Origin of the sequence: Phenylobacterium sp., from assembly GCF_041916435.1 — a bacterium.
In the GTDB taxonomy this organism is placed as follows: Bacteria; Pseudomonadota; Alphaproteobacteria; order Caulobacterales; family Caulobacteraceae; genus Phenylobacterium.
Window position 1 is genome coordinate 226,226 of the sequence record NZ_JAYRZM010000003.1, and the last position, 13,764, is coordinate 239,989.

Annotated in this window: 11 protein-coding genes, 2 pseudogenes and 1 riboswitch; of the genes and pseudogenes, 6 read left to right on the forward strand and 7 right to left on the reverse strand. The window is 72.5% G+C overall.

The features are described 5' to 3' along the window. Nucleotides 1-53: 53 nt before the first annotated feature. Both ACE3TA_RS09515 and ACE3TA_RS09520 read right to left on the reverse strand, forming a co-directional pair. Entirely contained in the window at nt 54-1,829 is a 1,776-nt protein-coding gene (locus tag ACE3TA_RS09515) for a feruloyl-CoA synthase (RefSeq protein ID WP_374572940.1), read from the reverse strand. A gap of 9 nt (nt 1,830-1,838) precedes the next feature. Continuing rightward, the gene (locus ACE3TA_RS09520; RefSeq protein ID WP_374572942.1) at nt 1,839-2,765 is read right to left on the reverse strand and encodes a LysR family transcriptional regulator; all 927 of its coding nucleotides are present in this window, start codon (nt 2,763-2,765) and stop codon (nt 1,839-1,841) included. 106 nt (nt 2,766-2,871) lie between these two features. Between ACE3TA_RS09520 and ACE3TA_RS09525 the strand changes: the two genes are divergently transcribed. Both ACE3TA_RS09525 and ACE3TA_RS09530 read left to right on the forward strand, forming a co-directional pair. Further along, nucleotides 2,872-3,678 carry a class III extradiol ring-cleavage dioxygenase gene (locus tag ACE3TA_RS09525; protein WP_374572944.1) on the forward strand — a complete coding sequence of 269 codons (807 nt, stop codon included), beginning with the start codon at nt 2,872-2,874 and terminating at the stop codon, nt 3,676-3,678. Nucleotides 3,679-3,715: 37 nt separating this feature from the next. Further along, the gene (locus tag ACE3TA_RS09530; RefSeq protein ID WP_374572946.1) at nt 3,716-4,336 is read left to right on the forward strand and encodes a YceI family protein; all 621 of its coding nucleotides are present in this window, start codon (nt 3,716-3,718) and stop codon (nt 4,334-4,336) included. 21 nt (nt 4,337-4,357) lie between these two features. Here the strand turns inward: ACE3TA_RS09530 and ACE3TA_RS09535 are convergent. From ACE3TA_RS09535 to ACE3TA_RS09555, 5 genes and pseudogenes are all read right to left on the reverse strand, one after another. After that, nucleotides 4,358-5,389: pseudogene (locus ACE3TA_RS09535) on the reverse strand (methyl-accepting chemotaxis protein); the annotation flags it as partial. Between the two features lie 36 nt (nt 5,390-5,425). After that, nucleotides 5,426-5,830, reverse strand: a pseudogene (locus ACE3TA_RS09540) (PAS domain-containing protein); the annotation flags it as partial. Nucleotides 5,831-6,358: 528 nt separating this feature from the next. Next, on the reverse strand, nt 6,359-6,994 hold the full coding sequence (locus ACE3TA_RS09545) for a LysE family translocator (protein ID WP_374572948.1): 636 nt from the start codon (nt 6,992-6,994) through the stop codon (nt 6,359-6,361). Between the two features lie 18 nt (nt 6,995-7,012). Next, a riboswitch (ZMP/ZTP riboswitch) is annotated at nt 7,013-7,096 on the reverse strand. Between the two features lie 53 nt (nt 7,097-7,149). Continuing rightward, entirely contained in the window at nt 7,150-8,484 is a 1,335-nt protein-coding gene (locus ACE3TA_RS09550; protein ID WP_374572950.1) for a dihydroorotase, read from the reverse strand. Beyond that, nucleotides 8,477-9,457 (reverse strand): glycosyltransferase family 9 protein, encoded by a 981-nt coding sequence (locus ACE3TA_RS09555; protein WP_374572952.1) that lies wholly within the window; start codon nt 9,455-9,457, stop codon nt 8,477-8,479. The genes ACE3TA_RS09550 and ACE3TA_RS09555 overlap by 8 nt, the downstream gene beginning before the upstream one ends. A gap of 64 nt (nt 9,458-9,521) precedes the next feature. Here ACE3TA_RS09555 and ACE3TA_RS09560 point away from each other — a divergent pair, with 64 nt between their 5' ends. The 4 genes from ACE3TA_RS09560 to ACE3TA_RS09575 all read left to right on the forward strand — a co-directional run bounded on the left by ACE3TA_RS09560 (nt 9,522) and on the right by ACE3TA_RS09575 (nt 13,696). Continuing rightward, nucleotides 9,522-10,349 carry a folate-binding protein YgfZ gene (locus ACE3TA_RS09560; RefSeq protein WP_374572954.1) on the forward strand — a complete coding sequence of 276 codons (828 nt, stop codon included), beginning with the start codon at nt 9,522-9,524 and terminating at the stop codon, nt 10,347-10,349. 59 nt (nt 10,350-10,408) lie between these two features. Then, nucleotides 10,409-10,819 (forward strand): hypothetical protein, encoded by a 411-nt coding sequence (locus tag ACE3TA_RS09565; protein ID WP_374572956.1) that lies wholly within the window; start codon nt 10,409-10,411, stop codon nt 10,817-10,819. Between the two features lie 82 nt (nt 10,820-10,901). Beyond that, nucleotides 10,902-13,046 carry a TonB-dependent receptor gene (locus ACE3TA_RS09570; protein WP_374572958.1) on the forward strand — a complete coding sequence of 715 codons (2,145 nt, stop codon included), beginning with the start codon at nt 10,902-10,904 and terminating at the stop codon, nt 13,044-13,046. A 2-nt stretch (nt 13,047-13,048) separates the two neighbouring features. After that, on the forward strand, nt 13,049-13,696 hold the full coding sequence (locus ACE3TA_RS09575) for a TonB family protein (protein WP_374572960.1): 648 nt from the start codon (nt 13,049-13,051) through the stop codon (nt 13,694-13,696). Nucleotides 13,697-13,764 lie beyond the last annotated feature (68 nt).

The following is a 13,764-nucleotide window of genomic DNA, read 5'->3' on the forward strand; positions in this document are numbered from 1 at the left end:
CTGCCGGGAAGAGCGCACGAACATACCGACGCCTAGACCGTCGTCCAGCGCCCTCAGAACACGATCACGTCGGAACCGGGATCGGCGGCCAGAAGACGCTCGACCGCCTCGGCGCGGCGGACGCGAGCCAGGGCCTGGGCGATGTAGCCCTTGTCGGTGATCTCGCCCGACGCGGCGTCCGGTCCGTCGGGCAGGACCAGGGCGCGCGCCACCCTGCCCCCGGCGCCCTTCGCCGCGCCGTTGAAGCGCGCCAGGCCCGCGCGGACGGCGGCCTCGACCTTGTCCCGCGGCAGGGTGGGGTTGGGATAGAGCAGCAGGCCGATAAAGTCGTGGTTCTCGCCGCAGACCACCGCGTCGGTCACCGCATCGCCGATCGCCCCGATGGCGCCGATGCGCAGCTCGCCGACGCTGACGAAGGTGCCGCTGACGAGCTTGAAGTTCTCCGACAGGCGTCCGTCGAACACCAGGCCGCCCTCCGGGTTTCCCGGCTCGGCGAAGCGGGCCGCGTCGCCCAGGCGATAGAAGCCCTCCTCGTCGAAGGCCGCGGCCGACAGCTCCGGCTGGCCGAGGTAGCCGGGCGTGACCTGCGGGCCCTTCACCCGGAACTCCAGCTTGCCGGCCACTGGCACGAGCTTCACCGACGTGCCCGGCAGCGGCAGGCCCATCAGGCCCATGCGGTCGTTCAGCCAGTGGACGTTGGCTGCGGTCGGCCCGGTCTCGGTGGCGCCGTAGCCGCTGGAGAAGCCGATGCGCTCGCCCGTGGTGCGCACGGCCACGGCCTCGATGCGGTCGGCCACGGTCTGGCCCAGGGCCGCGCCGCCGTACTGCATCAGGCGCAAGCGCGAGAAGAAGTTGCGCGCCAGCTCCTCGTCGCGCTCCAGAGCCTCGGCGAACAGCATCCAGCCGGCCGGGACCATGTTCTGGTAGGTGGGCGCGATCTCCTTGAGATTGCGCACCGTCTCGGCGAAGCGCGCGGCGGTGGGCTGGCCCGCGTCGATGTAGAGGCTGCCCCCGCGATAGAGGCCCATGTGCAAGATCGCGTTGGCCCCCAGGCTATGGCTCCAGGGGGCGGAGTGGACCATCACCGGCGGATCGGGATCGTCGAAGCAGGCCCTGATCTGGGCCGCGTTGGTCGACAGGCCCCGGTGGGTCATGATCACCGCCTTGGGCAGGCCGGTGGAGCCTGAGGTGAGCAGGTACTTGGCGTGGTCGTCGGGCCGGGCGCAGGGCCTGGCCGGGGCGGCGGCCGACAGCGTCTCCAGGGCGATGTCGCCGGGACGGGCGTTGCGGGCGGCGATCACCGGCAGGCCGGCCAGGAACGGGGCGGCCAGGCCCTCGGCGAACATGGCCGCATCCTCGGTGTAGATCGCCGCCGGCTTCAGCACCTCGCAGGCGTGGGCCAGGCGGGCCAGGTTCGCCCCCGGCAAGCCGTACTGCGGAGAGACCGGGGCCACGGGCATGGCCTGGCTCATGGCCGCATAGGTGATCAAGGCGTGGTCGATCCCGTTGCGCGCCAGGATCAGGAGGGGCCGCTCGCCGGCGATCCCCAGCCCGCGCAGGCCGCCGGCGAGAGCGGCGACCCGCTCGGCGCCCTCGCGATAGGAAAGCTCGCGCCAGCCCTCGCCGGAGCGCTCGGCCAGCCACAGGCGGTCAGGCGCCGCCGAGGCCCAGTGGGCCAGGGGCGCGGCGGCCAGATCGAAGGGGACGTCCACCGGCGTGGGATTGGAGAGCACGATCTCGCCGCCGACGCGCTCGTCCACCTCGAGCCGGCGCGGGGCGTAGCGGGCGTCGCGGAACGGGGCGGTGCGGGTGGAGAGCTCGGCGTCCATGGCGCGAACCTATCCGTGCGCCCCGGCGGAAGGAAAGACCGCAGGCGGCGCCGAGAGCCGCTCGAACAGCCAGCGGCCGGCGGTTCCCAGGGTGCGGTCGGCGGCGTGGGCGACCACCACCGGCACGCGCGGCAGGCGGGTGGAGCCGTCCCACATGGCCGGCGCCAGGCGCACCAGCCGGCCGGACGCCAGGTCGTCCTCGATCATGTGCGCGGGCAGGCTGCCCCAGCCCAGGCCCGCCAGCAGCATGGCGTGCTTGGCCCCCAGGTCGCCGAGCCGCCAGGTGCGCCGGCCGATCACGCCCCTGTCCGGATCGTCGCCCCGCACCGAGCGGTCGGAGAGCACGAGCTGCAGGTGCTCGCGCAGGACTTCCGGCGCCAGCGGCTGGCGCTCGGCGGCGAGCGGATGGGTGGGCGCGGCCACCGCGACCAGCTCGATCTGGGTGACCGGGGCGAGGCGCAGGCCCGCCACGTCGGCGTCGGTCGAGAGGATCAGGCCGATGTCCGCGCGGCCGTCGAGCACGGCGTCGCGGGTCGCGCCCAGGGATTCGACCTGCACGCGGGTCTGCACCGAGGGGAAGCGGGCCTGCAGATCGCTAAGCGCGGCCACCAGCCGCGACATCGGGAACATGGCCTCGACCACCAGGGAGAGCTGCGCCTCCAGCCCGGCGGTCATGCCCTGGGCCTGGGCGCGGAAGGCGCCGACCGCCTCCAGGATCTGGCAGGCCCGGGGCAGGAGCGCCCGGCCGGCCTCGGTCAGGACGGGCCGGTAGGCGGTGCGGTCGAACAGGGCCACGCCCGCCTGGGCCTCCAGCCGCTGGATCGCATAGGTCACCGCCGACTGCGCCCGGCCCTGGGCCCGGGCGGCCGCCGAGAAGCTGCCCTCTTCGGCGACGGCGACGAAGACGCGGAGCTGGTCGAGGGAGAGGTCGTCCATATGATCAGAAAATCAGATGAAGATAATCGAATCTATCCCCGTTTTCGTGAAGCTGAGCGCGGGCCATATCTGCACCTGACACCGTTGCGAATGAGGATCGCGCGCCATGGGCTCGACCGAACGCCAGCCAACCCTGTTCATCCCCCACGGGGGCGGTCCCTGCTTCTTCATGGACCCGCCGCCCTTCGCCCCGCACCTGTGGGACAAGATGGGCGACTACCTGCGCGCCATCGCCGACGGGCTGCCGGCGCGGCCCAAGGCGATCCTGGTGATCTCCGGCCACTGGGAGACGCCGAACCCGACGGTGAATGTCGCGGCCCACCCCAAGCTGCTCTACGACTACTACGGCTTTCCCGAGCACACCTACCGGCTGACCTATCCCGCGCCGGGCGCGCCGGACCTGGCCGGACGGGTGCGCGAACTGCTCGGCGACGCGGGCTTTCCCAGCGACGTGGACGCCGACCGCGGCCTCGACCACGGGGTCTTCATTCCGCTGAAGCTGATCTATCCGGACGCCGACGTCCCGGTGCTGCAGATGTCCCTGCGCGAGGGGCTGGATCCGGCCGAGCACCTGGCCATCGGCCGGGCGCTGGCGCCCCTGCGCGACGAGGGCGTGCTGATCATCGGCAGCGGCCTGAGCTACCACAACCTGCGTGACTTCTTCTCGCCCCGCGGCAACGCCGAGGCCGAAGCCTTCGACGCCTGGCTGGCCGAGGCCCTGGCCGATCCGGCCAAGCGCGACGAGGCGCTGATCGCCTGGAGCGCCGCGCCGGGCGCACGCGCCTGTCATCCGCGCGAAGAGCACCTCCTGCCGCTGATGGTCGCCGCCGGCGCCGCCGAGGGCGAAGCGGGGGTGCGCAACTTCAACGACACGCTGACCGGCAAGCCGGTCTCCGGCTTCCAGTTCGGCTGAGCCAAACCCTCCTCCCCCAACCCTGCGAGCAAGACCCATGAAATTCACCACCAAGATCGCCGCCGCGGCCGTCGTCGGCGCCCTGGCCGTCGCCGGCGCGACCTACGCCCAGAGCGCGCTCAACACCGATCCAGCGGCCGTGGAGGCCGGCGCCTACAATCTGGAGACCCACCACGCGCGGATCGTGTTCGCGACCTCGCACATGGGCTTTTCCACCTGGTACGGCGACTTCTCCGGCGCCACCGGGAGCCTGACCCTGGACCCGAAGGACCCGGCCGCCAGCCAGCTTTCGGTGAGCATCCCGGTGGACAGCGTCTCGACCACCAACGCCACCCTGGACGGGGAGCTGAAGAGCGCCGCCTGGTTCGACGCGGCGACCTATCCGACCATCACCTTCAAGTCGACCAAGGTGACCGTGACGGCCCCGGGCGAGGCCAAGGTGGACGGCGACCTGACCTTCCACGGGGTGACCAAGCCGGTGACCCTGGACGCCAAGTTCAAGGCCTCGGGGACCAACCCGCTCAGCAAGGCCTACACGGTGGGCTTCGAGGTGACCGGCGCGCTGAAGCGCAGCGACTTCGGCGTGAAGACCTACGTGCCGATGATCGGCGACGACGTGACGCTGACGATCAGCGCCCCGTTCGAAAAGGCGAAGTAAGGCGGCGCGGCGCCGGCGCGCTCAGGCGCGCCGGCGGGCGAAGTCGGCCACGCGGGCCTGGGCCGCGTGCACCGGGTTGGCGGCCCGCGCGCCGCCGGCCAGTTCGTTCACATGGAAGCGCGCGACAAGCCCGCCCAGGGAATCGGCGTCGCCGGTCAGGGCGTGGCTGGCGGCGTTGGACTCCTCGACCATCGCCGCGTTCTGCTGGGTCATCTGGTCCATCTGGTTGACGGCGGTGTTGACCTGCTGAAGCCCGGTGGCCTGCTCCTGGGCGCTAGCGGCGATTTCGCCGACGAGGTCGGTGATCTGCGAGACTTCGCTGACGATGCGCTGCAGGGCCTCGCCGGTGTCGCCCACCAGCTTGACGCCGGCGCCGACCTGTTCGGTCGAGGCGGTGATCAGGCTCTTGATCTCCTTGGCCGCCTCGGCCGAACGCTGGGCCAGGGCGCGCACTTCGGAGGCGACGACCGCGAAGCCGCGGCCGGCCTCGCCCGCGCGGGCGGCCTCGACCCCGGCGTTCAGCGCCAAGAGGTTGGTCTGGAAGGCGATCTCGTCGATCACCCCGATGATCTGGCTGATCTGGCGCGAGGACTGCTCGATGCCGCTCATGGCGGCGACCGCGGAGCTGACCACGCCCAGGGAATCCTCGGCGCCGCGCCGGGCGACCGCGGTGACGTCGGCGGCCTGCTTGGCGCCCTCGGCGGTGCGGCGGACGGTGGCGGTGATCTCGTCGAGCGCGGCGGCGGTCTCTTCCAGGCTGGCGGCCTGCTGCTCGGTGCGCTTGGACATCTCGTCCGACGCCTGGCTGATCTCGTGGCAGCCGGCGCGCATGGTGGACACCAGTTGCATGACCCCGCCGATGGCTTCGTCCAGGGCCTTCAGCGAGGTGTTGAAATCGTCCTTCAGGCCCTGGGCCTTGGCGTGGAAGGGCACGTCGATGCGATGGGTGAGCTCGCCCTTCGACAGGGCCTGCAGGGCGCCGGCGAGGGCGCCGATCGCCACAGCGTCGCCCGCCTGCTCGGCCTTGAAGGCCTCCTCGACCATGCGCTGCTCGTGAATGTCCACCAGCGAGCCGCAGGCGCGGATGGTCACGCCGTCCTCGGCGTGGCGGCAGCCGCCCATGGCGCGGAACCAGCGATAGGAGCCGTCGCGGGTCTGCAGCCGATAGGTCACGTCGTAGCGGGCGCGCCCGGTGGGGTCGGTCAGGTGCGCGCCGAAGGCGGCGAAGGTGGGCTCCACGTCGTCCGGGTGCAGCCGCCCGGACCAGGAGGTGACCACGTTGGGAAAGTCGCTCTCGTCATGAAAGCCGAGCAGGCGGCGGAATTCGTTGGACCAGGTCCAGACCGACCGCGGGTCGTTGGCGTCCGCGTTGTATAGGATCGCCTGCCACAGGCCGACGCCGCACGCCGCGTCCAACAGCTCCGAGCGTAGCTTGAGGTCCGCGTAGGCGGCCTTCAGCTCGTCCGACGAGTCCTTCCTTGCGAATGAAAACACCTTGAACGCCCCTCTGCTCCGCGCGCGCCTCGGGGAGCACCCAGTCCCAAGCGAGAGCGCCGCGCCCGATGAAGGTTCCGTCGTCAGGTAAACAAGGTGTGTATTCCGATCACGGAGACATGCGCCGGAGCTCTACTTGTCCGGTCGTGTCGAGCCGACACATGTGTAGATTTCACGAATACTGACATGACCGCGATATTCGCCGACGCCGGCCGCCCGCGCGCGCCGTGGCCCGGAAGGCCGGCCCTCGACCCGCCGGGTCGAGGGCGCGCGAAGCGAGCGACCGGCCGCCGCGCGGGATCGGGGCCGACCGCCAGGACACAGCGAACCCCTTGCGGGGCCAGGGATCGCGCGCGCGGACCCCGGCCGCCGACGCCTCGGCCGGCACGCGGCGGGGCGCGGCGCAGGAGAGCGCGCCTCAAGGCGCCCGCGGACGCCGCCGCCCGGCTCCCGGCGCGGTGAAGGCCGGCGACGCCGGTCGAGGCGGGACGCGGCCGGTGCGACGGAGCGCCGCAGGGCCAATCGGCGTCAGCGCCGCGCCTCGGCGGCCATGCGCAGGGCCAGGCCCGCCAGCACCGTGCCCATGATCCAGCGCTGAACCGCCGCCCAGAAGGGCCGGCCGGCGAGGAAGGCCGCGATCGAGCCGGCCGCCATGACGATGGCCGCGTTGACCGCCACGCTGATGGCGATCTGGGTGAAGCCCAGGGCCAGCGACTGGGCCAGCACGCCGCCCGCGCCGGGGCGGATGAACTGGGGCAGCAGCGATAGGTAGAGCACCGCGGCCTTGGGATTCAGGAGGTTGGTCAGGAAGCCCATGGCGAACAGCCGCCGGGGGCTGTCGGGCTTCAGTTCGCGCACCTGGAAGGGCGAGCGGCCGCCCGGCCTCAGCGCCTGCCAGGCCAGCCAGCCGAGATAGGCCGCGCCGGCGATGCGCAGGGCGTCGTAGGCCAACGGCACGGCGAAGACGAGGGCGGTGATGCCGAGCGCGGCGGCGAGCACGTAGAAGACGAAGGCCAGCGCCACCCCGCCCAGCGAGATCAGCCCGGCCGCGCGGCCCTGGCAGATCGAGCGCGAAACCAGATAGGCCATGTTCGGCCCCGGCGTCAGCACCATGCCGAGGGCGACGGCGGCGAAGGCCAGGTGGTTGGAAAGGGCGGACGTCATAGGAGCTCCTTGCATCGCGGGTGGAGCCCAGGCGCGCGGCGGTCGAACGGCCCGCGCTCCCCGATGGTGGCCCATCTCGCAGCGCCAGTCGCGCGGACGAAACGAAGGATGCGGCCTGGCCGGCCTTCGCGCAAGCGCGCTCGGCGCCCGCGCGCCTACTCCGCCAGGGTCTCCAGGAACCTCGCCGGCTCGCCGCGGCCCTCGGCGATCACCTCGTCGTCGCGCATGATGATCTGCCCACGGATGATGGTGGCCTTGGGCCAGGCCTTGGCCTCGAAGCCGTCGAAGGGGGTCCAGCCCGAGCGGGTGGCCATCCAGTCGTGGGTGATGGTGCGCCGGGCCTTCATGTCGACGATGGTCAGGTCGGCGTCGAAGCCCACCGCCAGGCGGCCCTTGTCGGCCAGGCCGAAGATGCGGTTGGGGCCGTGGCTGGTGAGGTCGACGAAGCGCTCCAGGGTGAGCTTTCCGTCCGCCACGTGGGTCAGCATGATCGGCACCAGGGTCTGCACGCCGGGCATGCCGCTGGGCGAGGCCGGATAGGGCCGGGCCTTCTCCTCGCGGGTGTGGGGGGCGTGGTCGGAGCCCAGGACGTCGGCGACGCCGTTGGCGATCCCCAGCCACAGCCCGGCCTGGTGGCGCGCCTCGCGGATCGGCGGATTCATCTGGGCGAAGCCCTTCAGCCGCTCGTAAGCCTCCGGCGCGGTGAGCGTCAGATGCTGCGGCGTGAACTCGACGCTGGCCACGTCCTTGTGCCTGGACAGGAACTCCACCTCCTCGGCGGTGGTCACGTGCAGCACGTGGATGCGCTTGCCCAGGCCCGTGGCGATACGCACCAGCCGCTCGGTGGACTGGATGGCCGACTGGGCGTCGCGCACTTCCGGATGGCTGGTCCAGTCGCCGGTGCGGGCCAGCGGCCGGCGATCGGCCAGGCGATATTCATCCTCGGAGTGGAACGCAGCGCGGCGGTTGATATGGCGCAGCACGTCCTCGACGCCGGCGTCGTCCTGCACCAGCAGGGTGCCGGTGGAGGCGCCCATGAACACCTTGATCCCGCAGCAACCGGGCAGGCGCTCCAGTTCGCCCAGGAACTTGGCGTTTTCATGGGTGCCGCCGACGTAGAAGGCGTGGTCGCAGTGCATGCGGCCCCTGGCGCGCTCCAGCTTGTCGGCCAGGGCGTCGGCGTCGGTGGTGGTGGGCTCGGTGTTCGGCATCTCGAACACGGCGACGACGCCGCCCAGCACGGCCCCGCGCGAACCGCTCTCCAGATCCTCCTTCCACTCCAGCCCCGGCTCGCGGAAGTGGACCTGGCTGTCGATGACGCCGGGCAGGACGGTGAGGCCCGCCGCGTCGAACACCTCGCCCGCGGAGGCCTGGGAGAGGTCGCCGATGGCGGCGATCTTGCCGGCGCGCACGCCCACGTCGGCCAGCCCCCGGCCGGCGTGGTTCACCACCTCGCCGCCTTTCACGATCAGGTCGAAGGTCTCAGGCATGGGCGGGCTCGGTTTCGTCGAAGAGTTTGAAGGCGGCGGCGGCGACCGCGTCCACGGTCAGGTCCATCATGTGGCAGACCGCCTGGTCGGCGCCAGGGTCGACCATACGGATCTGGTCGTAGGTGCGCGCGCCCCGCACGATGGCGGCGGACGGGCCCCAGGGGGCGTAGAGCCGCTCGTCGGTGGGGCCGAACAGGCCGAGCGTCGGCGCGCCGGCGGCGGCCGACAGGTGCATGAGCCCCGAATCGTTGCCGACGAACAGGCGCGCGCGCTTCAGGCAGGCGTAGGCGGTGAGCAGGTCGACCTTGCCGACCAGGTCGATGAAGCGGTCCTTGGGCAGGATGTGGCGCAGCGAGGCGACGACCGAAGCATCCTGCGGCGCGCCCAGCACCATGAGCCGGCCACCGGCCAAGGGCCCGCGCTGGCCGAGCAGGGTCATGGCCAGGAGGGTGAAGCGCTCGGCCGGCCAGGTCTTGCCCACCCAGTTGGCCGAAGGCGCGAGCGCCAGGATCGGCCCCGCGCCGGCGGTCAGCTCGTCGGCGTGCGCCTCGGTGCGGGCCGAGGTGTAGAGGAACGGCGCGGGCGGATCGTCCTCCAGGCCCAGCACCCGGGCGGCCTCGATCACCTTGTGCACCGGCGGGCCGGGCGAGCGGCGATAGACCGCGCGCTTCTGACGGCGCAGGAAGGTGGAGATGGCCGAGCCGCGCAGGTCCACCACCAGGCCCCAGCGGCGCTTGCGCACGTGCCGCCACAGGCGCAGCCAGTGGCCGCCGTTCCTGGTCTTCTCGAAGACGATCAGTTCCTCGAGGTTCGGCATTTCCCGGAAGAGCGGCGCGGCCGGCGCGCCGGCCACCACCGTGAAGCGCGCGCCGGGAACCTCCTCCGCGAGCTTGCGGACGAGTCCGGACGACAGGACCGCGTCGCCGATCCGTGTCGCGGTGATGAAGAGGATTGGGAAGGACCCCTGCGCCATTTGAATCTTCTATAGGGGCCTGCGGGCTGGCGCCAAAGGCGCCGAGCGCCCAATTTGCACGGTCATGAGCACGCTTGTCTTCACGCCCCTGAAAAGCCGCGCCCTGATCGCCGTCTCCGGGCCCGACTGGCGAGGCTTCCTGCAAGGGCTGATCACCCAGGACGTGGAGAGCCTGAAGCCCGGCGAGGCCCGGTTCGGCGCGCTTCTGACCCCGCAAGGGCGGCTGATTTATGACCTGTTCGTCGTCGGCCGCGACGACGGAAGCGCCTGGATCGACGCGGCGGCCGAGCATCGCGCCGCCCTGATCGCCCGGCTTTCCATGTATCGCCTCAGGGCCAAGGTGGAGATCGCCGCCGACGGGACGGAGGTTTCGGCCTTATTCGGCGAGCCCCTGCCCGCGCCCGGCGGCGGGTGGGTCGCCGACCCGCGGCTGAGCGCGCTGGGCCTTCGCGGCTACGGGGCCGAGGCGCCCGCGCACGCCGCGATCGCCGACGAGGACGCCTACGAGGCCCACCGCCTGGCGCTGGGCGCGCCGGGACCGGCCGACTGGGGCGTGGAGAAGACCTATCCCATCGAGGCCGACTTCGACCTCCTGGCCGGGATCGACTTCAAGAAGGGCTGCTTCGTCGGCCAGGAGACCACCTCGCGCATGAAGCGCCGCGGCCAGATCAAGAGCCGCATGGCGCCGATCGTGTTCGACGGCCCGGCCCCGGCGCCGGGCGCGGAGATCCTGGCGGGCGAGCTTCGCGCCGGACAGGTGCTGTCGGGCCGGCCGGGCCGGGCGATGGCCCTGGTGCGGCTGGACCGGATCGAGGGCGCGGCGCTGACCGTCGAGGGCCGCGCCGTGGCCGTGGAGCGGCCGGCCTGGTGGGAGGACGCCGCCGAGGGCTGAGCGCCCCCGCCCTCGTCCTATCTTCCGTGGACCGGCGCATTGGTGCTAACAGCGCCGCCATGGGAACGAGCCGGGGCGCCATCACGACCTTGACCCGCGCCGCCGTGGCGCTGGCCATGCTGGCCGTGGCGGTGCGCGTGCTGGTTCCCGCCGGCTACATGCCGGGCCGCGCCGGCGAAGCAGCGATCGTGCTCTGCACCGGCCAGGGCCTGCAGACCGTCTACCTGGAGAAGGACGCCAAGGGCGGCCCCGTCGCCCCGGCGGACAGCCATTCCGGCAAGGGCGACACGCACCATCCCTGCGCCTTCGCCAGCGCCGCCCACATCTTCTCGCCGCACGACCTCGCGCCGGTCGTCCCGAGCGTCTGGACCGCGGACGCGCCGGACCTGCGCGTCCCGGCCGTGGTCGCGCCAGGCCGGGGCCTGGCCGCCCCGCCGCCGCCGGCCACCGGCCCTCCCCTCTCGATCTGATCCGCCAAGTCCGCGCCGCCCGCGCCGCGCATGCGCGCGCGTGCGGTCGCCCGTGATCCAGATCGAAGAAGGGGCTCCAGCCTTGTCCAATCCCGTTCGCGGCCGCAGCGCCGCCCTGCTGGCCGGCGTCTGCGCCGCCGCTTTCGTCCTGCCCGTCTGCGCGCAGGCCCAATCCGAACTGCCCCCCGTCGACGCCGCCCGCGCCGCCGACGAACCGGCCGCCGGCTCTCCCGGCGACATCACCCTGTCCGGCGCGGCGCTCAGCCGCCGTCAGGTCGGCGCCGCCGATTCGGTGGCCCTGACCGCCGGCCAGCCGGGCGTCAGCGTCCAGGCCAACGGCGGGCTCTCCAGCCTTCCCGTCGTGCGGGGCCTGGCCGACGACCGGGTGCTGGTGACCGTGGACGGGACCGAGGCCACCGCCTTCTGTCCCAACCACATGAACCCGCCCGGCTCCTACGTCTCGCCCGCGCGGATCGACGAGATCTCCATCCAGCCGACCCTGTCGCCGGTGAGCTCGGGCGGCGACAACATCGCCGGGGTGATCGCCATCTCCACCGCCGCCCCGGCCTTCTCGCCGAACGGCGTGCAGATGAACGGCGAGATCGGCGCGAGCTGGCGCAGCGTCGCCGACGGCCTGGGCGCCAACGGGCGCATCACCATCGCCGGCGAGCGGCTGAGCCTGACCTACGAGGCCGCCTGGAACCACGCGGAGAACTACAAGACCGGCGGCGGGCGGCGGGTGCGCTCCACCGAGTTCGACGGCTACGACCAGGCGCTCACCCTGGCCTACGCGGCGGACCATGGGGTGGTGAGCCTGAAGGTCGGCCGCCAGTTCCAGCCCTACCAGGGCTTTCCCACCCAGCGCATGGACCTGACGGAGAACGACAGCCAGTTCGCCGACCTGAGCTACGAGGGGACCTACGCCTGGGGCGAGCTGACCGCCAAGGCCGGCTGGCGCTCGGTGGAGCACGAGATGAACTTCCTGGCCGACAAGGGCGGCTCGGCCAGCGGCGGCATGCCGATGCTGAGCCAGGGCCGCGACCTGTCGGCGCTGGTGTCGGTGTCGATCCCGCGGGCAGACGGCGGCGCCGTGCGCCTGGGCGTGGAGGGCCACCGCGCCGACCTGGACGACTGGTGGCCGCCCGTCGCCGGCAGCATGATGATGGGCCCGGACACCTATTGGAACGTCAACGGCGGACGGCGCGAGCGCGCCGGGGTCTGGGGCGAATGGGAGGCCAAGCCGGCCGCGGCCTGGACCACCCTGATCGGCGCCCGCTACGAGCACGTGGAGACCGACGCCGGGCCGGTGCAGCCCTATTCCTGGACCAGCATGATGAGCATGGCCGACGCCATGGCGGCCAAGGCGTTCAACGCCCGCGACCGCGGCCGGGCCGACGACAACCTCGACGTCACCGCCAAGGCGACGTGGCAGGCCAGCGATTGGGCGCAGGTGGAGTTCGGCTACGCCCGCAAGACCCGCACGCCCAACCTCTACGAGCGCTACGCCTGGGGCCTGGGCTCGATGTCCAGCGCCATGACCTCGTTCGCCGGCGACGCCAACTCCTACGTGGGCGACCCGGACCTGAAGCCGGAAGTGGCGAACAACCTGGCCGCCACGGTGAAGCTGACCGGGGGCGAGGGAAAGCGCCAGCTCACCTTCAGCGCCTATCGCTCGCAGGTGAACGACTTCATCGACGCGGTGAAGCTGGCCGACCTGTCGAACGGCTTCGTGCGGCTGAAGTTCGCCAACGTCGACGCCCTCATCTACGGCTTCGACGCCAGCGGCGCGGCCCGGCTTTGGGAAAGCCCGGCGCTCGGCCGCGGGACGCTCACCGGGACCGTCTCGTGGGTGAAGGGGGAGAACCGCGACAGCGGCGACGACCTCTATCACATGACCCCGCTCACCGCCCGGCTGACCCTGGAGCAGGTCAAGGGCCGCTGGACCAACGCCGCCGAGGTGGAGCTGGTCGGCAAGAAGGACGCGGTGAACGCCCTGCGCCACGAGCCGGTCACCTCGGCCTACGCCTTGATGAACCTGCGCACGAGCTGGACCAACGGGCGGGTGCGCGCGGACCTGGCCGTGGAGAACCTGTTCGACACGGCCTACGACCTGCCGCTCGGCGGGGTGTCCTACGGCGACTACAAGGCCGGCGGATCGGTGGGGATGATCCAGCCGCTGCCGGGGCTCGGCCGCTCGGTGAACCTGGGCCTCAGCCTGGCGTTCTGAGCTTGCGCGCGCGGGCCAGGTCCTGGACGGGCGCGGCGACGGCGGCCTCGGCCGCCGTCCACCTCGCCGCGTTCGCCGCGCTGGCCGCCCACCGGCCGGCGCTGGACATCGCCGAACAGCCGGCGGTGAACGTGCAGCTGGTGCGCCTAGCCCCGCCGCGCGCCGAGCAGCCCGCGCCCGCGTCGCCACGTCCGAAGCCGGCCGCGCCGCAGGCGGCGCGCAAGGCGCCGGCGCCGAAGACGCCCGCCGAGCCCGCCAAGACCGGGGCGTCCGAGCCGCCCGCCGCGCCGCCCGCGCCAACGCCGCCGCTCACCGCCCGCCCCTCGGCCATGCCGGCGCCGCCGGCCAGGGCGCCCGCGCTTGCGGCCGCCGATCCCGCCGAAGCCTACCGCCGCCAGGTCTGGTCCCATCTGGCGGCGCATCCGCCGCGCGCGCAGCCGGGCGCGGGCGTGACGCGGGTGGCCTTCCGGCTGGACGGTTCGGGCGGGCTTGTCTCGCTGCGGCTGGCGCGCTCCAGCGGGCGGCCGGCGTTCGACCGCGCCTGCCTGGCGGCGGTGCGCGCGGCCGCGCCGTTTCCCTCCCCGCCCGAGGGCCTCACGGACGCGGACCTGGCGTTCGAGGTCCCGATCCGCGCGCCCGGCGAAAACTAGCCCGGGGTTTGTCACACTGCCGTCCAACTCGGCGTCGAAGGTCGCGGCCCACGGGATTCGCCGGCCGC

Coding starts and splice junctions, on each gene's coding strand:
- ACE3TA_RS09550 (WP_374572950.1), bottom strand. CDS start 8,484: ATGCCTGAGACCTTCGACCTGATCGTGAAAGGCGGCGAGGTGGTGAAC.
- ACE3TA_RS09515 (WP_374572940.1), bottom strand. CDS start 1,829: ATGGACGCCGAGCTCTCCACCCGCACCGCCCCGTTCCGCGACGCCCGC.
- ACE3TA_RS09520 (WP_374572942.1), bottom strand. CDS start 2,765: ATGGACGACCTCTCCCTCGACCAGCTCCGCGTCTTCGTCGCCGTCGCC.
- ACE3TA_RS09565 (WP_374572956.1), top strand. CDS start 10,409: ATGGGAACGAGCCGGGGCGCCATCACGACCTTGACCCGCGCCGCCGTG.
- ACE3TA_RS09560 (WP_374572954.1), top strand. CDS start 9,522: ATGAGCACGCTTGTCTTCACGCCCCTGAAAAGCCGCGCCCTGATCGCC.
- ACE3TA_RS09525 (WP_374572944.1), top strand. CDS start 2,872: ATGGGCTCGACCGAACGCCAGCCAACCCTGTTCATCCCCCACGGGGGC.
- ACE3TA_RS09530 (WP_374572946.1), top strand. CDS start 3,716: ATGAAATTCACCACCAAGATCGCCGCCGCGGCCGTCGTCGGCGCCCTG.
- ACE3TA_RS09555 (WP_374572952.1), bottom strand. CDS start 9,457: ATGGCGCAGGGGTCCTTCCCAATCCTCTTCATCACCGCGACACGGATC.
- ACE3TA_RS09545 (WP_374572948.1), bottom strand. CDS start 6,994: ATGACGTCCGCCCTTTCCAACCACCTGGCCTTCGCCGCCGTCGCCCTC.